The organism is Micromonospora sp. CA-269861, assembly GCF_050948505.1.
GTDB lineage: Bacteria > Actinomycetota > Actinomycetes > Mycobacteriales > Micromonosporaceae > Micromonospora.
In genome coordinates this window covers 2,746,377-2,770,664 of record NZ_CP192014.1, presented here as the reverse complement: position 1 = coordinate 2,770,664, position 24,288 = coordinate 2,746,377, and the positions used below count along the sequence as shown (strand labels likewise).

At 71.8% G+C, this 24,288-nt stretch carries 19 protein-coding genes and 1 pseudogene; 12 read left to right on the top strand and 8 right to left on the bottom strand.

What is annotated here, in order from left to right; genetic code table 11:
• Window positions 1–352: 352 nt before the first annotated feature.
• Both ACQP0U_RS12720 and ACQP0U_RS12715 read left to right on the top strand, forming a co-directional pair.
• Window positions 353–1,234 (top strand): annotated as a pseudogene (locus ACQP0U_RS12720) (ATP-binding cassette domain-containing protein); the annotation flags it as partial.
• On the top strand, window positions 1,231–2,058 hold the full coding sequence (locus tag ACQP0U_RS12715; protein WP_433318667.1) for an ABC transporter permease: 828 nt from the start codon (window positions 1,231–1,233) through the stop codon (window positions 2,056–2,058). The pseudogene ACQP0U_RS12720 and the gene ACQP0U_RS12715, both read left to right, overlap by 4 nt.
• Window position 2,059: 1 nt before the next feature.
• Here ACQP0U_RS12715 and ACQP0U_RS12710 read toward each other — a convergent pair whose 3' ends face one another.
• Window positions 2,060–5,239 (bottom strand): BTAD domain-containing putative transcriptional regulator, encoded by a 3,180-nt coding sequence (locus tag ACQP0U_RS12710; protein WP_433318664.1) that lies wholly within the window; start codon window positions 5,237–5,239, stop codon window positions 2,060–2,062.
• Window positions 5,240–5,352: 113 nt separating this feature from the next.
• On the opposite strand from ACQP0U_RS12710, the gene ACQP0U_RS12705 reads away from it, so the two are divergent.
• From ACQP0U_RS12705 to ACQP0U_RS12680, 6 genes are all read left to right on the top strand, one after another.
• Window positions 5,353–6,186 carry an ABC transporter ATP-binding protein gene (locus ACQP0U_RS12705; RefSeq protein ID WP_433318661.1) on the top strand — a complete coding sequence of 278 codons (834 nt, stop codon included), beginning with the start codon at window positions 5,353–5,355 and terminating at the stop codon, window positions 6,184–6,186.
• 31 nt (window positions 6,187–6,217) lie between these two features.
• Complete coding sequence (locus ACQP0U_RS12700) at window positions 6,218–7,201, top strand: ABC transporter substrate-binding protein (RefSeq protein ID WP_433318658.1); 984 nt, start codon at window positions 6,218–6,220, stop codon at window positions 7,199–7,201.
• A 5-nt stretch (window positions 7,202–7,206) separates the two neighbouring features.
• The gene (locus tag ACQP0U_RS12695) at window positions 7,207–9,306 is read left to right on the top strand and encodes an iron ABC transporter permease (RefSeq protein ID WP_433320791.1); all 2,100 of its coding nucleotides are present in this window, start codon (window positions 7,207–7,209) and stop codon (window positions 9,304–9,306) included.
• A gap of 30 nt (window positions 9,307–9,336) precedes the next feature.
• Complete coding sequence (locus ACQP0U_RS12690; protein WP_433318655.1) at window positions 9,337–10,242, top strand: siderophore-interacting protein; 906 nt, start codon at window positions 9,337–9,339, stop codon at window positions 10,240–10,242.
• Window positions 10,243–10,372: 130 nt separating this feature from the next.
• Window positions 10,373–11,833 (top strand): SDR family NAD(P)-dependent oxidoreductase, encoded by a 1,461-nt coding sequence (locus ACQP0U_RS12685; RefSeq protein ID WP_433318652.1) that lies wholly within the window; start codon window positions 10,373–10,375, stop codon window positions 11,831–11,833.
• 46 nt (window positions 11,834–11,879) lie between these two features.
• Window positions 11,880–12,356, top strand: coding sequence for a heme-degrading domain-containing protein (locus ACQP0U_RS12680; RefSeq protein ID WP_433318649.1), 477 nt, complete (start codon window positions 11,880–11,882; stop codon window positions 12,354–12,356).
• Window positions 12,357–12,399: 43 nt separating this feature from the next.
• Here ACQP0U_RS12680 and ACQP0U_RS12675 read toward each other — a convergent pair whose 3' ends face one another.
• Entirely contained in the window at window positions 12,400–13,776 is a 1,377-nt protein-coding gene (locus ACQP0U_RS12675) for an FAD-dependent oxidoreductase (protein ID WP_433318646.1), read from the bottom strand.
• A 236-nt stretch (window positions 13,777–14,012) separates the two neighbouring features.
• On the opposite strand from ACQP0U_RS12675, the gene ACQP0U_RS12670 reads away from it, so the two are divergent.
• Both ACQP0U_RS12670 and ACQP0U_RS12665 read left to right on the top strand, forming a co-directional pair.
• On the top strand, window positions 14,013–15,389 hold the full coding sequence (locus ACQP0U_RS12670) for a serine hydrolase domain-containing protein (RefSeq protein WP_433318643.1): 1,377 nt from the start codon (window positions 14,013–14,015) through the stop codon (window positions 15,387–15,389).
• An 86-nt stretch (window positions 15,390–15,475) separates the two neighbouring features.
• Window positions 15,476–16,804, top strand: coding sequence for an alpha/beta fold hydrolase (locus tag ACQP0U_RS12665; protein WP_433318640.1), 1,329 nt, complete (start codon window positions 15,476–15,478; stop codon window positions 16,802–16,804).
• A gap of 58 nt (window positions 16,805–16,862) precedes the next feature.
• Here ACQP0U_RS12665 and ACQP0U_RS12660 read toward each other — a convergent pair whose 3' ends face one another.
• The gene (locus tag ACQP0U_RS12660; protein ID WP_433318637.1) at window positions 16,863–18,083 is read right to left on the bottom strand and encodes an MFS transporter; all 1,221 of its coding nucleotides are present in this window, start codon (window positions 18,081–18,083) and stop codon (window positions 16,863–16,865) included.
• A 41-nt stretch (window positions 18,084–18,124) separates the two neighbouring features.
• Here ACQP0U_RS12660 and ACQP0U_RS12655 point away from each other — a divergent pair, with 41 nt between their 5' ends.
• The gene (locus ACQP0U_RS12655) at window positions 18,125–19,234 is read left to right on the top strand and encodes an ROK family protein (RefSeq protein ID WP_433318634.1); all 1,110 of its coding nucleotides are present in this window, start codon (window positions 18,125–18,127) and stop codon (window positions 19,232–19,234) included.
• Between the two features lie 54 nt (window positions 19,235–19,288).
• Here ACQP0U_RS12655 and ACQP0U_RS12650 read toward each other — a convergent pair whose 3' ends face one another.
• The 5 genes from ACQP0U_RS12650 to ACQP0U_RS12630 form a co-directional block, all read right to left on the bottom strand.
• A complete protein-coding gene (locus tag ACQP0U_RS12650) occupies window positions 19,289–19,765 on the bottom strand; it encodes a hypothetical protein (RefSeq protein ID WP_433318632.1) in 477 nt (158 codons plus the stop codon).
• Between the two features lie 111 nt (window positions 19,766–19,876).
• On the bottom strand, window positions 19,877–20,329 hold the full coding sequence (locus ACQP0U_RS12645) for an Rv0361 family membrane protein (RefSeq protein WP_433318629.1): 453 nt from the start codon (window positions 20,327–20,329) through the stop codon (window positions 19,877–19,879).
• A gap of 57 nt (window positions 20,330–20,386) precedes the next feature.
• Entirely contained in the window at window positions 20,387–21,637 is a 1,251-nt protein-coding gene (locus tag ACQP0U_RS12640) for an Ig-like domain-containing protein (RefSeq protein ID WP_433318626.1), read from the bottom strand.
• 115 nt (window positions 21,638–21,752) lie between these two features.
• Complete coding sequence (locus tag ACQP0U_RS12635) at window positions 21,753–22,193, bottom strand: DUF4395 domain-containing protein (RefSeq protein ID WP_433318623.1); 441 nt, start codon at window positions 22,191–22,193, stop codon at window positions 21,753–21,755.
• Window positions 22,194–22,363: 170 nt separating this feature from the next.
• On the bottom strand, window positions 22,364–22,822 hold the full coding sequence (locus tag ACQP0U_RS12630; protein ID WP_433318621.1) for a TlpA family protein disulfide reductase: 459 nt from the start codon (window positions 22,820–22,822) through the stop codon (window positions 22,364–22,366).
• 318 nt (window positions 22,823–23,140) lie between these two features.
• On the opposite strand from ACQP0U_RS12630, the gene ACQP0U_RS12625 reads away from it, so the two are divergent.
• Window positions 23,141–24,277, top strand: a complete 1,137-nt coding sequence (locus tag ACQP0U_RS12625; RefSeq protein ID WP_433318618.1) for a DUF1996 domain-containing protein — start codon at window positions 23,141–23,143, stop codon at window positions 24,275–24,277.
• Window positions 24,278–24,288: the final 11 nt, after the last annotated feature.

The window sequence follows — 24,288 nt, the reverse complement described above, 5'->3', positions numbered from 1 at the left end:
GCTACGACGGTTGTCGACCGCACCGGCCGGGCTCCCCGCAGGGGAGCCCGGCCGGTCCGCGCCCGAGGCCCTCGCCCCGTCCCCGCGATCTTGCACATACTGTCCCGACAAAAGGTGCATCCAGCTCTTTTCGACGACTCAAAGCGCAAGATCGGCGCAGGCAGGGCCGGGCGTGGGCTCGGCGCGGCGGTGTGTCAGGGCGTGTCGGTGGCGTGTCGGGGCGGTGTCAGCGCGCCCGCGCAGACTGTTGGACATGACAGCTGACCTGGTGATCGAGGCCGAGGGCCTCGTGAAGACGTTCGGGAAGACGAGGGCGCTACAGGGCGTGGACCTCGCCGTTCCCCGCGGGACGGTGCTCGGGGTGCTCGGCCCCAACGGCGCCGGCAAGACCACCGCCGTGCGCATCCTCTCCACCCTGCTCACCCCGGACGGCGGGACCGCCCGAATCGGCGGTTTCGACGTGGTTCGGGACGCCGAGCGCGTTCGGCAGAGCATCGGCCTCACCGGCCAGTACGCCTCGGTCGACGAGGACCTGACCGGGCGGCAGAACCTGGAGCTGTTCGGCACCCTGCTGGAGCTGGGGCGCGCCGGCGCCCGGCGGCGGGCCGCCGAGCTGCTCGACTGGTTCGACCTGACCGATGCCGCGAACCGGCCGGCCAAGACCTACTCCGGCGGCATGCGGCGACGGCTGGACCTGGCCGCCAGCCTCGTCGGCTCCCCCGCCGTGATCTTCCTGGACGAGCCGACGACCGGGCTCGACCCGGCCAAGCGCGAGGACATGTGGGACGTGGTCCGCTCGCTTGTGAACAACGGCTCGACGGTGCTGCTCACCACGCAGTACCTGGAGGAGGCCGACGCGCTCGCCGACGCGATCACGGTGATCGACCATGGCCGGGTCATCGCGCACGACACCCCCGAAGGGCTCAAGCGGGTGGTCGGTGGGCAGACCCTGGAGGTCCGGCCCTCCGACCCGGCGCAGCTGCCCCGCACCGCGGAGATCCTGACCCAGGTCGGTTCCGGCGCCCAGGCCGACGAGATCCGCAAGGGCGTGCTCGCGGTGCCGGTCAGCGACGACGCGGCCCTGACCGAGAGCGTCGCCCGGTTCGCCACCGCCGGCATCGCGGTCACCGAACTCTCCCTGCACCTGCCGAGCCTCGACGAGGTGTTCTTCACCCTCACCGGGCGTACGGCTTCCGTTGACGACACCACCCGCCCCACGGAGGTCGCGGCATGAGCACTCTGACCGACACAGCGCCCACGAGAAGCCGCGTGCTCTCGAACTCCGCGCCGAACCCGCGGCCGTTCCGGCTGGTCCGGCACTCGTTGGCGCTCGCCAAGCGCAGCCTCATCAAGACCTGGCGTACGCCCGAGGCACTCATCGACGTGACCCTGCAGCCGGTGCTGTTCCTCATCATCTTCGTGTACGTCTTCGGCGGCGCCGTGGCCGGATCGACCCACGACTACCTGCAGTTCCTGTTGCCCGGCATCCTGGCGCAGACGATCGCGACGGGCGCCATCGCGATCGGCGTCAACCTCAACACCGACATCGCCAAGGGCATCTTCGACCGGTTCCGGTCGTTGCCGATCCCCCGCTCCGCACCACTTGTCGGCGCGGTCCTCGGCGACGTCGTCCGGTACGTCATCGTCACCGTGTCGACCCTCGCGATCGGCTACGTGATGGGTTTCCGGATCGAGACCGACCTGTTCCGGGCGGTCGCTGGCTGTCTGCTCGCGGTGCTGTTCGCGCTCTGCCTGAGCTGGCTGCCGGTGCTCGTGTCGATGAAGGTGCGGACCGCGGGCGCCGTGCAGGGTGTGATGTTCGCGCTGATCATGCCGCTGAGCTTCGCGTCCAACGTGTTCGTCGGCGCCGACACCCTGCCCGGCTGGATGCAGGCGTTCGTGGACGTCAACCCGATGACGCACCTGGTGGCGTCGGTACGCGGGCTGTTCCTCGGCACCCCACTGGGCAACCACGTGTGGTGGACGCTCGCCTGGTGCGCCGGCTTCGTGGCGGTGTTCATGCCGCTCGCGCTACGGGCGTACCGCAAGAAGATCTGAGTCAGGCGAGCAGGTCGTCCATCAGCTCGCGGATCCGGCTGACGGCCGCGGCGGGCGGCCGTTCGCGCCACGCGGCCAGTAACGGCTCACGCTGCTCCTCGTCCCCGAGGATGGCGTTGAGCCGTTCGCCGTTCTCAAAGGGGAAGAACATCTCGATCTGGGTGCCGATCCGCTTCGCGAGGACGAACAGCTCGCGGGCGGTGTCGAGGTCGTCCCGGTACGCCGCGAGTTCCGCGCCGCCCGACGCCCACGCCCCGATCACCGGCAGGTCCCGTGAGGTCAGCGCGTCCTCGCGGGCGAGCGACAGCATCGTGGCCGCCTGGACGGTGGCGTCCGTGCCCGTTGCCCACCCGGTCTGGGCGACCCGCAGGTAGATGATCGCCACCGTGGCCCGGAGCATCACCCGCGGCTGCGGCTGCGGCCCGGTCCAGCCGGCGAGGATGCGACTCGCCTCGTCGGCGTGGGTGAGCGCCTCGTCGTACCGCTGGCGCTGCCAGGCGAGGTGCGCCAGGCCGAGAAGCGCCTGCCCGGCGTCCATCTGCTCGGCCTGGCCCAGTGCCGCCGTCTCGCCCAGTCGCCGCTCCGCGTCCGCATCACCGGTGAGGGCGAGTTGCACGTCCAGCCGGACCCGGATCGACCTGGCGTCCTGCGCGGCACCGACGAGTTCCATGTGCTGAACGCTGCGAGTCAGCCACTCGGCCGACCGGGCATCCCCGCCCGGGACCAGGAACTGCCCGACGGCACCCGCCGCCATCGCCATTCCCCAGTGGTCACCGGCGGCCTCAAAGCGGTGGTACGCCTGCTCGGCGTCGCTGATCGACGCCTCCGGCAGGCCACCGTTCTCCCGTACCGCCGCGCGCGCGAACAGCCCGAGCCCCTGCACGTACGGGTCCGGGTGCGCGATCATCTCCGTCGCGCTCTTCAGGCTCTGCTCCAGATCGGACGCGTCGAAGCCGGGCAGCGCCGACGCGAGGGCGGCCAGCCGGGGCGACACCTCGGCGGGACGTTCGGCCTGGAGCGTCCGTAGGGCACGCCGGGCGAGCACGGCGGGCCGCAGATCGGCGCTGACGCCGGCGTTCACGCTGATCACCAGGCACGTCCAGGCCAGCCGGTCGGCGTTGGGCAGTGGCCGGCCGCTGGCCGCGCCGCGCAGGATCGCCGACCGCAGCCGCCGCTGCGGGTTGTCGATGTGCAGCAGCCCGCGCGCCCAGGCGAGGACCTCAAGGTGCAGGCCGCGCACCGACCAGAGGTGGAACAGCGCGGTGGCGACGTCGACCGAGGCCGGCTCGTCGTCCTCTCCCATTGCCCACCGCAGGCCCGCGACCAGGTTGTCCTGCTCGGCGGCACAACGGTGCAGCGCCTCGACCTGACCGGGGCCGATGAAGCGGCCGGCGAGCGCGACGGCCTGCTCCCGCGCCCACCTGACCAGGCCGGCCATGGCCTGATCCCGGCCGTCGACGGCGTCCAGCCGGGCCTCGCCGTACTCACGGACCGTCTCGAGCATCCGGTAGCGCGGCGGACCGTCCCCCTCGACCAGGGTCAACAGGGACTGTTCCACGAGTGTCGCCAGGCCCCGACGCACGTCCGGGGCCTGTGCGACGGCGGCGGCGAGGTCGGCGGTGAACGGAGCGGGAATGACAGCGACCCGCTGCAGCAAATCGCGGTCCTCCTCGGCGAGGAGTTCCCTGCTCCAGTCGACAAGCGCCCACAGGCTCGCGTGCCGCTCGGGCAGGCCGCGCAGGGCGTCGTCGAGCAGCGCGAACCGGTCGGTCAGCCCGGCGAGCACGTCGTCGATCGGCATGTGCCGCAGTCGCGCGGCGGCCAGTTCGAGCGCCAACGGCAGGTTGTCGAGCCGGTGGCACAGGGCGAGCGCCCGCTCGGTGTCCCAGGTCGGCACGGCACCGCCGGCCCGTGCCCGGGACTCGACAAGCGCGAGCGCGTCGGCGTCCGGCAACGCGGTCAGCCGGTGCACCAGTTCGCCGACCAGGCCCAGTGGGGCGCGGCTCGTCGCGAGCACCGCGACCTCCGACGAGGCCACCGCGACCAGGTCCGCGACGACGACGGCCACCGCGTCGAGCACGTGCTCGCAGTTGTCCAGCACGATCAGCCCGTCCAGGTCCGGTGCCACGGCGCGCAGCCGCTCCTCGGGGCTGAGGACCCGCCGTTCCAGACCCAGGTTGCCGCCTGTCGCCGTCGAGTCCGCACCGCCGAGCGCGGCGAGCACAGTGGGCAGCACCTCGTCGGGCGAGCGCAGGCCGGCCAGTTCGATCACGCGTACCGCCTGCCCGGCCGCCGCCGTTCGCCTGGCCACCTCGGCGGCGAGGCGGGTCTTACCCGCACCGCCGGTCGCCACGATCGTCACGACAGGTGTCTCGGTGAGCGCGTCGGTGACGGCCTCGACGTCCCGCTCCCGCCCGACGAGGGCGGCCATGGGACGGCGCCACGCCGCGGGCAGCGTGATCCGCGCCGGTTGCCGGGGCGGCGCCACGACGGGCGGGGCGGTGAGTTCACCGCGCAGCAGCGCCAGATGGACGCTCGTGATCACCGGCGACGGGTCAGCGCCGTACCGGTCGGCCAGGTCAGCGCGCAGCCGCTCGACCACCTCCAGCGCCTCCGCCTCCCGCCCCTGCGCGGCAAGCACCCGGACGAGCAGGGCGGCGGACGGCTCGTCCGGCGGCGTACGCGCGACGAGGCGGCCCAGGTCGACCTCGTCGAACGGGCCCACACCGGCGAGTGCCGCCTGCGCCCGCAGCGCGGCGACCTCCGCGAACAGGCGGGTCTCCTCGGCGCTGACCAGATCCGGCACCTCGGGGAACAGGGCACGCGCCTGATCGGCCAAGCCCCGGGCGGCACTGATGTCACCGCAGCGGAGCACGTCGCGCGCCTGGTCGACGAACGCGCGCGCCTCGGCCTCGTCGACGGTGATCTCCTCGGCGGGCAGACGGTATCCGCCCGGCACCGCGACCACGGGCAGCCCGAGACGGCGCACCCTGGACACGAGCGCCTGGACGGCGCCTGTCGCGTCGTCCGGCGGCGCGCCGTCCCAGACGGCGTCCACCAGCAGGCTCACGGAGACCGCCCGCCCACGCGCGTCGACGAGCGCGCGGAGCACAGCCGCGAGCCGTTCACCCCGAACGGGCTGGCCGTCGACGGCGAGTGGGCCGAGGGTCGCGATGTGCACGGACCCAGCATCCCCCACGCGCGCACGGACCCGACGACCGCCGGTCCGCCAGGCTGATCACGGCCTCGCGACCGGCTTGACAGGTCGTCATTCCGTTAGGTTAGCCTAACCTCATGCAGAACGAGTTGGCGTCGGCCAACGGGGGGCGCAGCCTGTCCGGCGCCGACCTCCGTCTGGGCTATCACGGTGTGCCGGTCGTGCACGGTGCCGTGATCGACCTCCGCGCTGGTGCCGTGACCGCACTCGTGGGACCCAACGGCAGCGGCAAGTCCACGCTGCTGCGGGCCCTGGCCCGGCTGCACCCGATCGAGGCCGGCACGGTGCACCTCGCCGACGGCGTCGTGGCCGCCAGCCTCGCGGCCCGGGAGTTCGCCAGGCGGGTCACCCTGCTCGCCCAGAGCCGGCCGGTGCCCAGTGGGGTCACCGTCCGCGACGTCGTCGGCTACGGCCGCCACCCCTACCGGGGGCGGTGGCGCACGGAGGACCCGCAGGGCCCCTCCGCCATCGCACGCGCCATGGACGTCACCGGCGTCGCCGCGATGGCCGACCGCCCTGTCGACGAACTCTCCGGAGGCGAGTTGCAGCGGGTGTGGTTGGCCACCTGCCTCGCCCAGGACACCCCGGTTCTGCTCCTCGACGAGCCCACCACGTTCCTCGACCTGCGATATCAGGTGGAGATCCTCGACCTGGTCCGTGACCTCGCGGACGATCACGGCGTCGCCGTGGGCGTCGTGCTGCACGACCTCAACCAGGCAGCCGCCGTGGCGGACGAGGTGGTCCTGTTGCACCAGGGCCGGGTCCGCGCCACCGGCACCCCGGCGGCGGTGTTCACCGAGAACGCCCTCACCGAGACCTACGGGATCCGCATCGAGGTGACCACCGATCCGGTCAGCGGACTGGTCACCACCCGCCCCGTCGGGCGGCACCAGATCCGCGCCCTGGTCTGAGCACCCCCATCCCCAGCAGAGAAAGTCCGTCATGACCCGTACCCGTTTCACAGCCCTCATCGCCGTCGTGGCCGCGCTGACGCTCGGCGCCTGCGGCACCACCGAGAAGGCCGCGGCCCCCGAGACCTCCCCCTCGGCGGCCGGCGGCCCGGTCACCCTCACCGACAGCCGGGGCAAGCAGATCACCCTCAAGGCCCCGGCGACCAAGGTCGTCGGGCTCGAGTGGGGCGAGGTCGAGATGCTTGTCAGCCTCGGCGTCATGCCCGTCGGTGTCGCCGACCCCAAGGGCTACGGCACCTGGGTCACCTCCGCGAAGCTCGACCCGGGCGTCAAGGACGTCGGCACCCGCGGCGAGCCCAGCGTCGACTCGATCGTCGCCCTCCAGCCCGACCTCATCGTGATGGAGGACGACCGGGGCGCCAACATGGTCAGCCAGTTGGAGAAGTACGCCCCCGTCGTGGTCGCCAAGGGCAGCGACGCCACCGACAACCTCGGCCGGATGCGCACCGACCTCAACATGATCGCGAAGGCGGTCGGCAAGACCACCGAGGCGGAGAAGCTGCTCGCCGACTTCGACGCGGCCCTCGCCGACGGCAAGAAGAAGCTCGCCGACGCCGGTGCCGCCGGCCGACCGTTCGCCATCGCCGACGGCTGGAAGGAGGGCAGCACCGTCAGCATCCGGATGTTCGGCAAGGGCGCGCTGGTCTCCCAGCTCGGCATCCAGCTCGGCCTCACCAACGCCTGGACCGGCAAGACCGATGAGGTGTGGGGCCTCGGCCAGACCGACGTCGAGGGCATGACGGTCCTCAAGGACCCGAACATGCACCTCTTCTACAACGCCTCCGACGGCGACGACGTGTTCGCCGACGGTCTCGCCAGCAACGCCATCTGGAAGTCGCTGCCCTTCGTGCGGCAGGGCAACCTGCACAAGATGCCCAACGGCATCTGGACCTTCGGTGGTCCGCTCTCCGCCAAGCAGTACATCGACGAACTCGTCAAGACGTACACGGTGTGAGTGTGCTGAACGCACCCCCACGCCCGGAGTCGGCCACCCGGCCGGCTCCGGGCGGACGCCTGGCCGTGCCCCGCGTCGCCGGTGTCTTCGTCGTCGCGATCCTGCTGCTGCTCGTGGTCGGCGCGGTGCACCTCACCCAGGGCACCTCGAACGTCGGCGCCCTCGACCTGCTGCGGCTCGCGACCGGCGCCGACGACGAGGCGGCCCGCGTCCTGATCGCCTCCCGGCTGCCCCGGCTGCTCGCCGGGCTGGCCATCGGCGTGGCGCTCGGCTTCGCCGCGGCGGCGTTGCAGTCGATCGCCCGCAACCCGCTCGCCTCCCCCGACACCCTCGCTGTCAACGCGGGCGCCCACCTGGCGATCGTCGCGGTCGCCGCGTTCGGCGTCTCGCTGCCCGCGCTGCCCGCCGGCGGCCTCGCCTTCTGCGGCGGGCTGGCCGCCGCCGGCCTGGTGATGGCGATGTCCTCGGGTGGGCAGGCCGGCACCACCCGGCTGATCCTCGCCGGCTCGGCGACCGCGCTGGCGCTCGGGTCGGTGACCACGCTGCTGCTGCTCCTGTTCGAGCAGGCCACCATCGGGCTGTTCGCCTGGGGGAACGGCTCGCTGGTGCAGAGCGACCTGACCGCGCTGACCCAACTCGCCCCGGTGATCGTCGGCGCCGTCATCGTGCTCGTGCTGCTCGGACACCGCCTCGACATCCTCGCCCTCGGCGACGACACCGCCACCGTGCTCGGCCTCGACGTGCGGCGCACCCGGCTCATCGTCATGGTGCTGGCCGTGCTGCTCTCCGCCGCTGCCGTCACCCTCACCGGCCCGGTCGGCTTCGTCGGCCTGTGCGCCCCGGTGATCGTCCGGCTGCTCGCACCAGTGGTGCCGGGGGTGCACCGGCACCGCATCCTGCTGCCGTTGTCCGGCATCGCCGGGGTCATCATCGTGCTCGGCTCCGACGTGCTGCTGCGGGCGGTGATGGGCGGGCAGGCCGGCGTCGACATTCCCACCGGCGTGGTCACCACCCTGTTCGGCGCGGCGATCCTCATCTGGTTGGCCCGCCGGCACCGCGACGCCGGTCCCACCCGCCGTCCGCCCGGCGGGCACGCCGCCGTTCGTTCCGCCGCCTTCCACCGGGGCGTCGTCGCCGTCACCGCCGTCGTGACCGTCTGCGCCGTGGCGGTCGGCATGCTCGCCGGGGACACGTGGGTGCTGCTCGGCGACGTCGCCAACTGGGTCAACGGCAGCACCGGACCCGCGTACACATTCGTGCTGGACCAGCGGTGGCCGCGCGTCGCCGCGGCGGTCCTGGCCGGCGCGGCGCTCGCGGTCGCCGGCACCACAGTGCAGGCGGTCTGCCGCAATCCGCTGGCCGAACCCGGCATCCTCGGCATCACCGCCGGCGCCGGGCTCGGGGCCGTCTCGCTGCTCACGTTCGTGCCGCTGGCCGGGGTGTGGGCCGTCTCGGGCGTCGCCGGGCTCGGCGCGATGCTGGCGTTCGCCCTGGTCTACGGCCTGGCCTGGCGCGGCGGGCTGAGCTCCGACCGACTGGTGCTGATCGGCTTCGGCGCCTGGCAGGGCGGCATGGCGGTCATCACCTACCTGGTCGTCGCCTTCGACCCGTGGAACACCGGGAAGGCGTTGACCTGGCTGTCCGGCTCCACCTACGGGCGCATGCCGAGCCAGGTGCTGCCGGTGCTGATCGCCCTGCTGGTGCTCACCCCGGCCGTGGTCGCCGCCCGCCGGGAACTCGACCTGATGGCGCTGGACGACGACACCCCCCGGGTGCTGGGCGTCCGCCTGGAACGCACCCGGTTGATCGCGCTCGGCGCGGCGGCGCTGCTCACCTCCACCGCCGTCTCGGCCGTCGGGGTCATCGGCTTCGTCGGCCTGGTCGCCCCGCACGCCGCGCGGGCCCTCGTCGGCGGGCGGCACTCCCGGGTGCTCCCGGTGGCCGCCCTGCTCGGCGCGGCGCTGGTCAGCATCGCCGACACCCTCGGCCGGACGGTCATCGCTCCGGCCCAGGTCCCCGCCGGTCTGGTCACCGCCATGATCGGCGCCCCGTACTTCGTCTGGCTGCTGTGGCGATCCCGCGCCGTGGCGAGCACCACCCGGTAAACGCCCGCCCCCGAGTCGAGAGAGGCCCCCATGACCGAGACCCTGCCGATCGCCCCGTGGCGCGTGTTCGCCGTCACCGTCCGCGCGGTACGCCGGCTCAGCCCGTCCTTCACCCGGGTGACCTTCACCGGGGCGGACCTGGACCGCTTCGCCGACAACGGTTACGACCAGCGGATCAAGCTGGCGCTGCCGCTGCCCGGCCAGCACGGGGTGACCCTGCCGGACGGGGCGGACTGGTACGCGCAGTGGCGGGCCCTGCCGGAGAACCTGCGCAACCCGATCCGTACCTACACGGTGCGGGCGGTGCGACCGCACCTCGCCGAGGTCGACGTCGACCTCGTGCTGCACGGCGACAGTGGCCCGGCGACGCGCTGGGCTCGGCGGGCCAGCGTCGGCGACGAGATCGCCCTCGTCGGTCCGGACGCCGGCTACGACGGCAACCACGGCGGGGTCGAGTTTCGACAGTCGACAGGCGGCACCCTGCTGCTGGCCGGGGACGAGACCGCGGTGCCGGCGATCGGCAGCATCTGCGAGCGGCTCCCCCTGGACGCCCGCGGCACCGTCGTGCTGGAGGTCCCCGACGCCGCCGACGTGCTACCGCTGGTCGCGCCCCCCGGCGTCGAGGTCCGCTGGCTGGCCCGGGGCGCCGACGGGTACGGCAGCCGGCTGGTGCCCGCCGTCGTCGCCGCGGCCGGGGAACTGCTGACCCCCGGCGCGTCGAAGGCCGCCCAGCCCGTGCCGGACGTGGACCTGAACACCGAGATCCTGTGGGAGGTGCCCGAGGAGGTGGCCTCGGCGCCGCTGTACGCGTGGCTGGCCGGGGAGGCCGGCGTCATCCGTACCCTGCGCCGGCACCTGGTCGCCGAGCGCGGTCTGGACCGGCGATCGGTGGCCTTCATGGGCTACTGGCGTCTCGGCCACGTCGACGCCGACTGACAGATCTGCGAGCCGCACAACACGGACAGCCGCGAAGTGCGTCGAAGGCCGTGAGGCGCGTACCGTTTCGGGTCGGACTTGGGGCGGGCCGGCTGGAGCCGGCACGGGATACGGGACGAGACAACGACGCATGACGGTGGACAACATTACCGAAAACGGTCAAGAAGGTATTGACCGAAGCCGGCTGGAGGCCTGCCTCAGCGTCTTCGAGGCGTTGGAGGCGCTGCCACCCGACCACCCCGACGTGGTGCGGGTGCAGCGGGCCACCGCCCGGCTCTACAAGGTGATCAAGCAGCGGCGGCGGGAGGAGCGGCGGGACGCCATCCTCGCCGCCGACCGGGCGGTGACGGAGGCCACCGCCACCGGCGCTCCGGGGCGGATCGACGACGAGACGCAGGGCATTCCGCTCGCCACCTCCGTCGCGGGTGAGACGGCGGGCTTCCTGCACAACCCGCGCGGCTGCTACGTCTGCAAGCAGCGCTATCGCCAGGTGGACGCGTTCTACCACCAGCTCTGCCCGTCCTGCGCCGCACTCAACCGGGAACGCCGCGACGCCCGTACCGACCTGACCGGCCGGCGCGCGCTGCTCACCGGCGGCCGGGCCAAGATCGGCATGTACATCGCGCTGCGGCTGCTGCGCGACGGCGCGCACACGACGGTGACGACCCGGTTCCCGCACGACGCGGTCCGCCGGTTCGCCGCGATGCCCGACAGCGGGGACTGGCTGCACCGGCTGCGCATCGTCGGGATCGACCTGCGCGACCCCGCCCAGGTGATCGCTCTCGCCGACTCGGTGAGCAGCCAGGGCCCCCTCGACATCCTGATCAACAACGCGGCGCAGACCGTCCGCCGGTCCCCCGGGGCGTACGCGCAGCTCATCGCCGCCGAGGCCGCGGCCCTGCCGGACGGCCCGCTGCCGGAGCTGCTCACGTTCGCCAAGCCGGACGGCCAGGGCGGCCCGGTCGGCAGCCTGACCGCCGGGCCACAGTCGACCGCACTCACCCCGCACGCGCTCACCGCACTGGCACTGACCAGCGGCTCGGCCTCGCCGGAACGGATCGCGGCGTCCACGGCCATCGACGCCGGGGGTCTCGTGCCCGACCTCGACTCGGTCAACAGCTGGGTCCAGCGGGTGCAGGAGGTGGACCCGGTCGAGCTGCTCGAAGTGCAGCTGTGCAACGTCACCGCGCCGTTCGTGCTGGTCAGCCGGCTGCGCCCGGCGATGGCCGCCGCGTCGGCCCGCCGCAAGTACGTGGTGAACGTGTCGGCGATGGAGGGCCAGTTCGGCCGCGGTTACAAGGGGCCCGGGCACCCGCACACCAACATGGCCAAGGCGGCGCTGAACATGCTCACCCGCACCAGCGCCGAGGAGATGTTGACCGACGGCATCCTGATGACCAGCGTCGACACCGGCTGGATCACCGACGAACGCCCCCACCCGACGAAGATGCGCCTGGCCGACGAGGGCTTCCACGCCCCCCTGGACCTGGTCGACGGCGCGGCCCGGGTGTACGACCCGATCGTCCGCGGCGAGCTGGGCGAGGACCTGTACGGCTGCTTCCTGAAGGACTACGCGCCCTGCGCCTGGTGATCGCCCCGCATGAGGATGATCGCCCGCCACCACAAGGAGAAGAAACATGTCAGCTGACCGTGAATCGTGGCCGACGCTGGACGAGCTGCTGCACGAGGAGAACGAGCTGGAGCTCGCGGGCCTGTCCGAGACCGACGCGTACGAGCTGGGGATGCTCGCCGTCGCCGCCGCGACCGAGCAGCGGCTGCCGGTCTCGGTGGGCGTCTGGCGGGCCGGGCGGCAGCTGTTCCACTGTGGCCTGCCGGGGTCGACGGCGGACAACGACGCGTGGCTGCGCCGCAAGGGTCGGGTGGTGATGCGGTTCGAGCACTCCTCGCTCTACATGGCCCGGTTGTGCCAGGACAAGCAGGTGACGCTGGCCGAGCGGTTCGGCCTGCCGGCCTCGCGGTACGCGGCGGCCGGGGGCGCGGTGCCGCTGCGGGTGCGCGGCACCGGTGTGGTGGGCTGGGTCGGTGTCTCCGGGCTGCCGCAGCTGGACGACCACCGTTTCGTGGTCGACATCCTGCGCAAGCTCCCCCGCTAGGGCGTTCCCGGCGGCCTCCTGACGAGGCCGCCGGGTCACCCGATCAGTGTGCGCGTCGGTTGGCGCGCAGGGCGTCCAGGAGGACGCGGGGCCGGGCCAGCGAGCCCGGATGCGCGCGCATGGAGACGACGTCGTTGAACCGCCGCGCGGTCGTCACGTCCGTGACCGTCGCGGTGATGATCTGCCTGCTGGCCCAGCTGGAGAGCCGGTAGCCGCGCGGGTAGGGGCCGTCGACGTGGGGCAACGCCAGGTCCGCCGAGGTTGAGAGTGACCAGGCGGCGTCGACCACGACCTTCTGCAGTGCGAGGTAGTGGCGCGCGGGCGCCCGCAGATCCGGGCCGGACCGGAGGTACGTCGAGAGGCAGGCCGCGTGCAGGGCTGCCGCCGTCATGCCCTGCCCGTACACCGGGTTGAACGACGCGACGGCGTCACCGACGCTGACCAGGCCGGCCGGGAACCGCTTCAGCGCGTGGAAGTCCCGTCGCCGACTGTCGGCGTGGTGGTAGGTCTGGACGTCGCCGAGCATCTCCTGGTCGGCGACGTCGCCGAACTCCGGTGGGAACTGCTCCCGCAGGCGGCGGACGAAGTCCTCGGCGGTGCGCCCCGGGCGGTCGTTGCCGTAACCGGCCATCATGGCCATCCACCGGCCGTCCTCAATGGCGAAGAACGCGGCCCCGGCCACGTCCACCGCCGTCTTCGGCGTGTTCAGCGCCAGCACGACAGTCGAGGCCGGGTCGACCTCCGGACGGCGGAAGAGGGCTGTCGCGTAGTTGAGGTGCACGGTCATCCGCCGGGTGACCGGCCGGTCCCAGTCCGCCCGCTCCAGCCAGTCCGACAGTTTGCTGGACCGCCCCATGGCGTCCACCACGAGGTCAGCGCGCTCGACACCGGGCACCCCGCCGACGTCGCAGCGGACCCCGGTGACCACTGTGCCGTCGAACACGAGGCCGGTGGCGCGGGCGGTGATCGTCTTGACGTTCGGCAGTCGAAGCACCTGCTGGCGGATCAGGCCCTCCAGGAGCGGCCGACTGCCCGCCAGGCTGTCGGCGTCGTCAGGGACGACGACCTTCGGACGGCCGTCGAGGTAGTTGCGCCGGGCCGGGGGCGGCGCCTCGACCGCTCCGCGCGCCAGTGCCTCGTCGCGGAAGCCGGGAAACATCCGCTCCAGCTGGAAGAGGCCGCCGGGCAGCAGCGCGTGCAGCTGTGTCCCCTGGGGTACGCCGGGCCGCGCGCCGGTCACCTGCGGGTCGTCCCGGTCGATGATGAGGACGGTGTCGGCGTGGTCGGACAGCACCCGGGCGGCCAGCAGACCGGCGACACTGCCGCCGACCACGACGGCCGTACCCATGATCGGGGAGGGCTGGTCAGGGGGTCGCGCCGCGTTCAGCTCAGCGAAGACCCGGGACGGGGAGAGGGACATCGTGCTCTCCAAGGGGGTAACGAGGTGTGTGCCCTCCCCGGTGACTGTCCGTGCCCGTGCGCGGACAGACCGGTGGACGGTCGTTCGACGTGATGCCCGCCGATCGTCGCACAACCGCCCGAACGTCAACCGGCTGTGTCCGGCAGATGACCACCTGTTGGCCGACGGGCCGGACGGGGTCGACGTTCGGACGGGTGAGGTGGCGCGCCAGCGGGCCGCCTGCCACGATCTCCGGCATGCCCGTTGCGCGTCGCACTCTGCTCGGGGCCGGCCTGGCCGCCGCGACCTCCGCCCTCACCGGCTGCGGTGACAACAGCGCGCCGGACCCCGGCCCGGCCGGTCCCGGCGACGCGGTGGCCGGAACGGACGCGGCCGGGAACCGGGTCGGGTTCGGTTCGGCGGGGAACCCCAGGTCGCCGTCCGCCGCACCTGCTGCGCCGAGCGACGACACCCCACCAGCCGGTCAGGCCCGCTACGCGCAGGACGTGACAGCCCTGCTCCGGCGACACCTGCCCGCCACACCGCAGACCGTCGAGCACAAGGGCTTCCCCGGTGCGGTCGCGCTCGTGCTCGTGGACGGGAAAATGACGGTGCACACCGCGGTCGGTGAGGCAGTGCGTTACGGGGCGGGCCCGAAGCTGCTCGCGGCGAGCCAACGCGTCCCGATGCGGCCCAACGCCATCTTCGACCTCGCCTCGGTCACCAAGGTGTACACGGCCATCCTGCTGTTGCAGCAGGTCGACAAGGGGCGGGTCGACCTCGGCGCTCCGGTGCGCGACTACCTGCCCGCCTTCACCGGCACTGGCAAGGAGCAGATCACCGTCGAGATGCTCCTGACCCACACCAGCGGCCTTCCGGTCGGCGCCAAGGTCACCGGTCTGCCCGACAACGCGGCCCGGTGGAACGCCGTGCTCACCACGCCGCTGGTCTCCGGCGCCGTGCCCGGGAACACGTTCCGCTATTCCAGCGTCGGGCTCATGGTCGCCGGCAAGATCGTTGAGAAGGTCACCGGCCAGCGGCTCGACCAGGCGCTCCGGACCAACCTCACCACCCCGCTCCGCCTGCGCGACACCGGCTTCAACCCCAACAGTTGGGTGTCCACCACCTCCAGTGCCCACCGCCTGGTCGCCACCGACGCCCGCTCCTCCCGGGGTCTGCTGCGTGGCACCGTCCACGACGACGTCGCCAACCACCTCGGTGGCATCGCCGGTCACGCGGGCATCTTCGCCTCCGCGAGCGATCTCGCGGCCATCGGTCAGATGCTCCTCGACGAAGGCACCTACCAGGGCAAGCGGATCCTCGCCGCGGCGACAGTGCGGCGGATGCTCAGCAACCACAACGCCGGCAAACCCGCCATCGACCCCGAGCGACCCAACCGGACCTCGGCGCACGGCCTCGGGGTCGTCCTCAACCAGAGCTGGTTCATGGGGAAGCTCGCCTCGGCCCGGACCTTCGGCCACACCGGGTTCGCCGGCCCCTCCCTCCTGGTCGCGCCCGACCGCAAACTCGTCCTGGCGCTGCTCACCAACCGCGCCCACCCCAACTGGAGTTGGTCGAACCCCGACCCGGTCCGCGCCGCCGTCGGCGACCTGCTCGCTGCGAAGGTCAGCTGACCGGTTGCTGTGGACCATCGCGCCGCACCCTGACACGATACTTGCGCTAGTAGTGCAAATACTTCGTCCGTCAAGGTGGAGGATCGATGCACACATCTCGCCGAAGGCTGCTCTCCGCGCTGGCCGGGGTCGCGCTCGCGGCCAGCCTGTCCGCCGTCGCCGTTCCACACGCCGCCGAAGCCGCCGCCACATCGACGTACCGTCCAGTCATCTTCGTGCACGGCAGTGCGGGATCGGCGGCGCAGTTCGAGACCCAGGCCAAGCGGTTGGCCAGCAACGGGTACCCGATCGACATCATCGAAGCCCACGAGTACGACTCCCCGAACATCGCGGCGATCCTGCCTCAGGTGCACGCCGGGCTCGACGCGCGGATCTCCCGCCTGCTGGCGGCCACCGGCGCGGACCGGGTCGACCTCGTCGCGCACTCGCTGGGCACCTTCGTCACGCAGGGCTATCTCAGCAGCTCGCCGGAGCGGGCCGCCCGGGTCGCGCACTACGTCAACCTGGACGGGCGCACCGCAGCCACCCCGCCGGGCGCGGTGCCCACTCTCGCCATCTGGGGCGAGGGCGATCCGGCTCGCGCCATCGCCGGCGCGACGAACGTGCACCTGCCGGACCAGTCGCACACCCAGACCGTGTCATCGGCGGAGTCGTTCGCCGAGATCTTCGGTTTCCTCCAGGGCCGCGCGCCCCACACGACGCGGATCGTGCCCCAACTCTTCGGCACCGCCCAGGTCTCTGGCCGCGCCGTGCTCTTCCCGAGCAACGTCGGCGTCACCGGTGCGACTCTCGAGGTCTACCCGGTCAACCCGCTGACCGGCGGCCGACTGTCCCACCGGCCCGCGCACCGGCTGTCGCTGGGCGGCGACGGCTCGTTCGGCCCCATCGCGGTGCTCGCCACGGCCCGCTACGAGTTCGCCATCGTGCGTCCGGGCGCCGCGACGCACCACTTCTACGTCCAGCCGTTTCTCCGCTCGGACTCCTTCGTACGCCTCGCGACCAGCGTGCCGGGCGAGGGCCTCAGCGGCCTGGTCGACACCAGTGACAGGCACACGGCGCTCACGATCCAACGGCAGAAGGAGTGGTGGGGCGACCAGGGTGACGCCGGCGACCACCTGTGGATCAACGGCAGGGACGTCCTGAACGCGGCGAACACACCGCGCGCCAAGAGGACGATCGGCATCTTCGCCTTCGACGACGGCAGCGACGGCGTCACGGACCTGACGACCCCGTTGCCGGAGTTCTTCAGCCAGACCTTCATCACCGGCATGGACGTCTTCATCCCGGCCACACCAGCGCGGCTCGGCCTGGTACGGATCACCGTGGGCCAACGGGGCGGCGGCTACGAGGTGATCAACGTGCCCAACTGGAGATCGAGCACCGACCGGGTGACGGTCAGCGTGGACGACTTCTGACCGCGTCTCTCGCGGGCGGCCCGGCCACCTCAGGTCCAGACGGTGGCCGGGACAGCGGTCAGACGGTGGCCGGGACCCGCTCGCGCACTCGTCGTCCGACGGCGAAGCTGACCAGGCCCAGGATCAACCCGACGACCGCCAGGACGACGCCCACCCGGGCCGGCGCGAGGTAACCGAGTCCAGCGGCGATGGCGACGCTGCCCAGGGCGGCGCCCAGACTGTTCGCGATGTTCATGGCCGACTGGTTGATCGCCGCGCCCATCAGCTGCGCTCCCGGGGCGACGGTGATCAGACGCGCCTGCAGGACCGGACCGAGATAGAGGCTTGTCGCTCCGACCAGGAACGCGCCCACGAACAGGCCGACGTGAGTCGACGCCACGAGGCTGAACACGGCGATGCTCACGATCATCGCCACGAAGCCGATGACCATGCTCCGCTGCAGGTCACGGTCCGCCAGCCAGCCGCCCAGGGCGTTGCCGACCGTCATCCCGAGACCCACCGCGACCAACGCCCACGGCACCGTCGCGGCGGCGAGGCCGGTGACATCGGTGGTGACCGGCGCGATGTAGGTGTTCACCGCGAAGAACCCGGCGAAACCGACAGCGCCGGTCGCGGCGACCAGCCAGACCTGCGAGGTCCGCAGGGACCGCAACTCGGCGGCCGGCGAGCCGTCGACGGCTGCGGCGACCTCCGGAACGACCGCCAGCACCGCCAACAGGGTGAGCAGGAAGAAGCCGGCGATGACCAGGTACGCGACACGCCAGTCAACCGCCTGCCCGAGCCGCGTGATGAGGGGTACGCCGACCAGGTTGCTCACGGTCAGACCGCCGAGCACTGTGGCGAAGCCACGGGCCTCGTTACCGGGGCCCATCAGGGTCGCCGCGAGCAGACCGGCCGCACCGAAGTACGCGCCATGCGGCAGCGCCGCCACGAACCGGGCCACCAGCACCAGCTCGAAGGTGGGGGCGATCGCGGATGCGACGGTGCCGACGGCGAACAGCACGAGCAGCCCGAGGACGAGCTTCTTGCGGGGCAGGCGGGCGCTCAAGGCGGCGATCAGCGGCGCGCCGACGACCACGCCGAGCGCGTACGCGGTGATCATCCAACCGGCACGGGCGACCGCGTCCGAGGACGACTGCGCGTACTCCTGTGGGAGCAGATTGCGGGCGATGTCGGGCAGCAGCCCCATCGCCACGAACTCGGTCAGGCCGACCGCGACGCCACCCAGTGCCAGAGCGGCCAGCGCCGCCAGCCGTCGCCCTCTACTCAACTCGATCACCGAAAAAATTTAGCAACAGCGTTGCGTAATAGGGTGGTGAGATGACTCGCGTCACTGCCGACGTCACCTTCCTGCGCGGCTACAACCAGGCGATGGTCATGGCCGTGGGGCGTACCGCCCGCACCTTCGAGCGCGCGACAGTGGTCGAGGCCACCGGCCTGACACCACAGGCGGTCTCCAAGGTCATCGCTCGGCTGACCGCCGACGGCCTGATCCGCCCCGCCGGTGTCCGGCGTCCGGGCATCGGCAAGCCCGCTGTCGTCTACGAACTCGTACCGGACAGCCGGTACGCGATCGGCGCCCACGTGGCCCGGCGCACGCTGCGGCTGGTCCTGGTCGACCTGGCCGGCACCGTGCACCACTCGGCGGTCAGCCCGCTGGCCCGCGACTTCACCCCGGGGCAGCTCCTCGACGCCCTGAGCGCTGGCATCGACACGATGGCCGGCATCGACGACCTGCGGGGCCGGCTCACCGGGCTGGGCATCGGCATGATCGGCCCACTCGACCACGCCAACGGCCTGGTCCGGGACGCCCACGGCCTGCGGCACTGGCACGACGTACCGCTGCGCGAGATCGCCGAGAAGCACCTCGGCCTCCCCGTCCACCTGGACAAGGACGTCACCGCGGGGATCACGGCGGAGGCCTGGCGGCACGGCGCCGCGTTCGGCGACGCGGCTCTCATCATGGTCGAGTCCGGCATCGGCGGGGGCTTCTGGCTGGGCGGCGCGGCCCACCGGGGGGCGCACACCAACGCGGGCGAGTTCGGCCACACGGTCGTCGACCTGACCGGACCCCTCTGCGTCTGCGGCCGCCACGGATGCCTGGAGATCGTGCACCACCACGCCGCCGAGGCCGGGGACGTCGCACACGCCGCCCGCGTGCTGGCCGTGGGCGTCGTCAACCTGCTTCAGACCCTCGACCTCGCCCACGTGGTGCTGGCGGGCGCGGACCTCCTCCGGCACCCGCAGACCTATCTCGCGGCGGTCACCGAGGCCGTCCAGGCGGACGCACGGCGCGCGACCTGGCTCAGGACGAGGGTGGCCCTGTCCAGCCTGGGCGCGGACGTGATCGCCGCGGGCGCCGCCATGCAGGTCCTCGACCAGCACTACGGCATCCCGGAGCTGGCCCACTCCCTGGTCGTTGACGGCTGAGCAGTTCGACACGCCGAGCGCTGCCCTGCTGGGCTGCCACCGACCGTCGCGGTGTCAGACGGCGGCGGGTGGTGACAGCGTCATCTTCTGCCAGTTGCGGAACACGAAGCGGTGCACCGATTTCAGCCCGACCCAGAGTGCCGGCTCCAACGCGACGCGGCCGTACCCACGGACCGTCACCGTCGTGGTCCGGGTGACCCGCGTGCGACCGTCCACCTCGGACAACTCGAACAGGTCCCCGAGATGGTCGACGAAACGGTGGAAGTGCAGGTCCGTCGACTCCATGTGGAACGCCAGCCGGCTCGGTGGCTCCCACACGGTGATCCGCTGTCGCACCACGCCCTGTTCCGAGACGCACTGCCGGGTGGCACCGATCTCGCCGGGGCCGTCCGGCAGTCGACACGATGTGGGTCGCGGCGTACCCAGGTAGAACACCGGGCAGCGCGGCTGCAACTCGAGGCGCGAGTCGCAGAGCGCCGGCCACAACACGTCGGGCGGGTGTGGCATCGTCCATCCGGTCCGCACGATCATGCCCACACTGTAGGTCGGGCACCGCGGACGGCACATCGGCAGACCGGGTCGGTACCCACGCGTCCCTGGCCGACGACCCGAGCGCCTTCTACGCCGCGACGGCTCGGTGGCTCACTGGCAGACGCGCCACTCGCCGTCCTCCTTGACGAGCGCCATCCCCTGCGTGAACGTCGCGCCCGTCGCCTCCTGGACCATCTGGACAGTGACGGTCCCGGTGACCTGCCCGTTGTGGTTGTTGACATTCACACCGGTGATCTCGTAGCTGCTGATTTTGAGCTGCGCGGCCTGGACCCGGGCGAAGTCCTCCTGCGTCATGGTGTCGCGCACCCGGTCGCACAGCCGCCCGTACGCGCTCGGGTAGTTGCCGGCCTGCACATCGTCGATGTACGCCGACGCGGCCGCCCGGGTCGGCTCGACGGCGTCCTTGACACCGCGGTAGAGCCAGAACCCGACGCAGACGCCAACCACGCAGCACACCGTCAGCAACGCGCCGACGACGATCAGGACCGTACGAAGCGTCCGGTTGGGACTCGGCTGGGGAACCATTATCGGCTCGTACGTCATGGCCCGGAGGGTAGGGACGTCGGGCAAGCGGCGAGGGCTTGCCCGACACCCGGTGGTTCAGCCTCCGGAGACGGACGGACCAGGCGTCGGCGAGGCGCCGACGACCGCGCGGGCGGGCGGCGCCGACGCCGGGGCCGGGCGGAGATCCGCGGGTACGGGCAGCGCGCTGCCCCTGACGAACTGGCCCCAACTGGTGTTCCAGGCCGTCCAGCCGTTGCCCGGCTGGAGCCGGACCTCGGTGCCGGTGAAGGTGACGAGGTCGCCTACCCGGGTGACGCCCATCAGCCAGTCGGCGTTGGCCGCCGAGATGTTCGTGCAGCCGTGCGAGACGTTGCGGTGTCCCTGATCCGACACCGACCAGGGCGCCCCGTGGATGAACTCGCCGCCCCAGGTGAGCCGTTGCGCGTCCTGGACGTTCACCACGTAGCCGCCGTTCGGCTCGCCGCGCGTGTCGAACGTGGTGTGCTGGTGCTTCTCCATGATCACCATCTTGCCGCTGGACGTGGGGGTGCTGCGCTTGCCGAGGCTGACCGGGATCTTGCGGATCAGCTTGCCGTCCCGCAGCACACGCATCTGCTTGGTGGCGTTGTCGACCTCGAGCGCCACCTGCCGTCCGATCCTGGACGTCGCGGTGCGGTCGGCGTCACCGATGTGGCTCTTGCCGATCGGCAGGCCCTCCAGACCGGCGCGGACACTGATTGTCGTGCCCGGTCGCCAGAAGTCGGGAGCCCGGTAGTAGACCTGGCTGCCGTCGTCCACCCAGGACCAGGCACCCGGCTGGGGCGGGTTCGTCGTGACGAACAACCGACGCTGCACGTCGGCGCGGGCCGCCCTGGCGATGGGCGGGTCGAAGCCGACGGTCACCGGCATGGCCGTGCCGTACGTCTGCTTGTCGGCGAAGTACAGCGTGCTGGTCACCTGCGGCCTCGTCGATGTCGCCGCGGTGGTGAAGGTGGTGGTGCGGGTGGTGGTCCTCCCGGAGTCGCCGGTGGCGGTCACCGCCGCGGTGTAGGTGTGCTGCGGCCGCAACGGAGCGGCCGGCACCCAGGCCGAGCCGTCCTCCCGTGGCTCCGCCCTGACCAGGGCGCCGTTGTCGTCGAGGAGGCGCACAGCGGTGATCTTCCCGCCCCGGACGAGCGGCACGACCTCGGCGCTGAGTGGCACGTTCCGGGACAGGTCGGCGGGCGTGAGGGTCAACTCCGGCGAAGGCACCACCCGCTCGACGGGCCGCGCGGCGGGCTTCCGCTCGGCGGTACACCCGCCGAGGACCAGGGGTGTCGCCGCGACGGCCACCGCCACGAGCGCCATTCGCCTTCGCAACCTCATCCAAACGCCCCCGGCTCCCGTGTGCTCCGTGGCGGCAATTCTCTCCACGCCTGCGGCACCGTGCGCTGTTTCCGGGAATCACGCCGCGAAGGAGGGATCAGGACAGCCCGACCGGCACCCGGGCGGCCATCGGTCGGCCCACCAGCCGACGCAGGGCAAGGTATCCGACGCAGCCGAGGCAGAGGTCGAACGCCGCGTTGAGGAACGCGGCGGCCAGTGCCGCACCTGTCGCGGCGAGACCGAGCGCCGGCACACCAGCCAGGTTTCCGGTCGCCGCTGCCACCACGAAGATCAGGCCGACGAGCTGCGCGAACCGTACCGGAGCCGCCGGTTCGAGCTCGGTGGGCGGCGCGACCCGCGGCGCGACGACTGTGCGGTAGAGCATCCCGTACGGACCGATACGGGGGTTGGCGGCGGTCACCGCGAAGATCGCCGCCTGGACGATCAGCAGCAGGTTCGAGCCGGTGACGAGGGCGACGGCGAGGACTGCCGTGGTGATGGCGGCGGCGAACCGGGGCGCGCGAGGGTCGAGCAGCATGTCTGGAGTTCCGTTCGGCGAGGACGCCGGGCGCAGGAGGGTGGGTGGGGCCCGGCGGAGTCGGAAGAGGGCTCAGGCGCAGTGAAGCGCCGTACAGAGGCTCGCCGAGAGCCGGCCGTGGTCCACGGTCCGCCTACGGATCAGGACGGTGCTGGTCAACGCCGCGCCGGTCATCGCGCGGCTCCGGCGACCAGCGGGCGGAGCGCCGCCATCAGCTCGTCGCGGCCCGGCACCCCGGAGACGCGTTGGACGATTCGACCCTCGGCGTCGACCACCAGCACCGTCGGCGAACGCCAGATCGCGAGCGCACGGACCTCGTCGAGGTGCCGTTCCGCGTCGATCTCCATGACCGTGATCCCGTCGACGCGGCCCTCGACCTCGGACAGGAGGCGGCGGGTGGCCCGGCAGGGGGCGCAGATCGCGGACGAGAACTGGACGAGGGTGACCAGCCCGGGGCGTACCCCGAGTGCGGCGAGCGGCACCGAGTCGGGGTCGACGTCGCCGGGCCGGTCGTCGCCCGAGACCGGGTGGATCCGGCCGTCGCGTCGGCGCCACCACCAGCCGAGGACAGTCGCGAGGGTGAGCACGCCGATGACCACCAGGAGGCCGGTCAGGTCGAAGTGCCGCACCGCCCAAGCCTGCCACAGCCCGCGGCCGGTGACCCTCCGCCGGTGGGATGAGCCGCGCCACGTCGATCTGCCGAGCGGTCTCGCCCCGGGAATGTGTCATTCAGCCAACCACTCAAGAATGTGGAGTGCCGCCGCAGCCGTCGATTACAGTTTTTGGAGAAAAAACAGAGAATTGAGATTGAGACGACATCGTGGCGGCTCCGCGCAGCTGACCAGGCAATCGCTGAGCGATATTTAAGGGAGAATTAATCGTTTCAGTTGGAAACGAGCAGGGGGTCAACTCGTATTCTTCGTTCTCGGAAGAAAGGTGCACCCCCGTTGATAAATCTCCGATCCACCCCTCGACACCGTCGTTCCGTCACCGCCCTGCTGCTGGTGAGCGTGGCGCTCGCCGGCGGATGCAAGGAGGCGCCGGGCACCCCCGGTGCATCCGGCCCGTCCAGCGACACCGGCATCGGCTCGTCCGGCCCGGATGCGCCGACGGCCACCGCCCCCGGCGACCCGTCGGCCACGCCGAGCGCCCCGGGCACGTCGGCCACCCCGTCCGCGCCGGGCAAACCGGCGACCCCGGCGACCAGCGCCGCCCCGCCCACCGCGTCCGGTGGCTGGATCACCATCGACGCCGCCGCGCAGGCCGCGGCGACGAAGGCGTTCTTCGCGCGCAAGCCCAAGCCGGTGACCGGCAACCCGGTCAAGGTGCCCGAGTTCAACGTCGGCTGTACGACCAGTCACCACAACAGCGACGACCCGATCGTGCTGCCCAAGCTGGTGGGCGGATCGCACAACCACACGTTCTGGGGCAACAAGTCGACCGACGCCAACTCGACAGCCGAATCCCTGCGGGCGTCGAAGGCGACCACCTGCAACTCGCCGGACGACCAGTCCGCCTACTGGGTGCCGACGATGTACCAGAACGGCAAGGTCGTGGACCCGAAGGAGGTGACCGTCTACTACGGTTCCCGACTGAAGGACCCGAGCAAGACGCAGCCCTTCCCGTTCGGCCTGCGAATGATCACCGGTAACGCCAAGAACCAGGTCGACACCCCGGACAAGCAGGGCAACCACTTCTGGTGCGCCGGCATCGGCGGCGAGATCGGCCGCAGCGCCGACAAGACCTTCCCGGTCTGCGCCAAGACGGCGAACATCGTCCGGCAGATCACCTTCCCGGACTGCTGGGACGGCAAGCACCTCGACAGCCCCGATCACAAGGCGCACATGGCCAACGGTGACCACACCGGGGCGTGCCCGAAGAGCCACCCGGTGCCCGTCCCGTCGGTGTCCTTCGTGATCTCGTACCCGTTGAGCGCGAACACGGACGGCATCACCCTCGCGTCCGGCACGTCGTTCTCCATGCACGCGGACTTCTTCAACGCGTGGAAGGACGAGGCGCTCGCCGCACGGGTGCGCAACTGCCTCGACCAGGGCGTGAAGTGCAACTCGGCAGGCAACTTCTAGCCGACCCGGTA

Bases quoted from the DNA above. Each gene is read 5' to 3' on its own strand.
- ACQP0U_RS12715 (WP_433318667.1), top strand. From the start codon at position 1,231: ATGAGCACTCTGACCGACACAGCGCCCACGAGAAGCCGCGTGCTCTCG.
- ACQP0U_RS12705 (WP_433318661.1), top strand. From the start codon at position 5,353: ATGCAGAACGAGTTGGCGTCGGCCAACGGGGGGCGCAGCCTGTCCGGC.
- ACQP0U_RS12700 (WP_433318658.1), top strand. From the start codon at position 6,218: ATGACCCGTACCCGTTTCACAGCCCTCATCGCCGTCGTGGCCGCGCTG.
- ACQP0U_RS12690 (WP_433318655.1), top strand. From the start codon at position 9,337: ATGACCGAGACCCTGCCGATCGCCCCGTGGCGCGTGTTCGCCGTCACC.
- ACQP0U_RS12685 (WP_433318652.1), top strand. From the start codon at position 10,373: ATGACGGTGGACAACATTACCGAAAACGGTCAAGAAGGTATTGACCGA.
- ACQP0U_RS12680 (WP_433318649.1), top strand. From the start codon at position 11,880: ATGTCAGCTGACCGTGAATCGTGGCCGACGCTGGACGAGCTGCTGCAC.
- ACQP0U_RS12675 (WP_433318646.1), bottom strand. From the start codon at position 13,776: ATGTCCCTCTCCCCGTCCCGGGTCTTCGCTGAGCTGAACGCGGCGCGA.
- ACQP0U_RS12670 (WP_433318643.1), top strand. From the start codon at position 14,013: ATGCCCGTTGCGCGTCGCACTCTGCTCGGGGCCGGCCTGGCCGCCGCG.
- ACQP0U_RS12665 (WP_433318640.1), top strand. From the start codon at position 15,476: ATGCACACATCTCGCCGAAGGCTGCTCTCCGCGCTGGCCGGGGTCGCG.
- ACQP0U_RS12655 (WP_433318634.1), top strand. From the start codon at position 18,125: ATGACTCGCGTCACTGCCGACGTCACCTTCCTGCGCGGCTACAACCAG.
- ACQP0U_RS12650 (WP_433318632.1), bottom strand. From the start codon at position 19,765: ATGATCGTGCGGACCGGATGGACGATGCCACACCCGCCCGACGTGTTG.
- ACQP0U_RS12645 (WP_433318629.1), bottom strand. From the start codon at position 20,329: ATGACGTACGAGCCGATAATGGTTCCCCAGCCGAGTCCCAACCGGACG.
- ACQP0U_RS12640 (WP_433318626.1), bottom strand. From the start codon at position 21,637: ATGGCGCTCGTGGCGGTGGCCGTCGCGGCGACACCCCTGGTCCTCGGC.
- ACQP0U_RS12635 (WP_433318623.1), bottom strand. From the start codon at position 22,193: ATGCTGCTCGACCCTCGCGCGCCCCGGTTCGCCGCCGCCATCACCACG.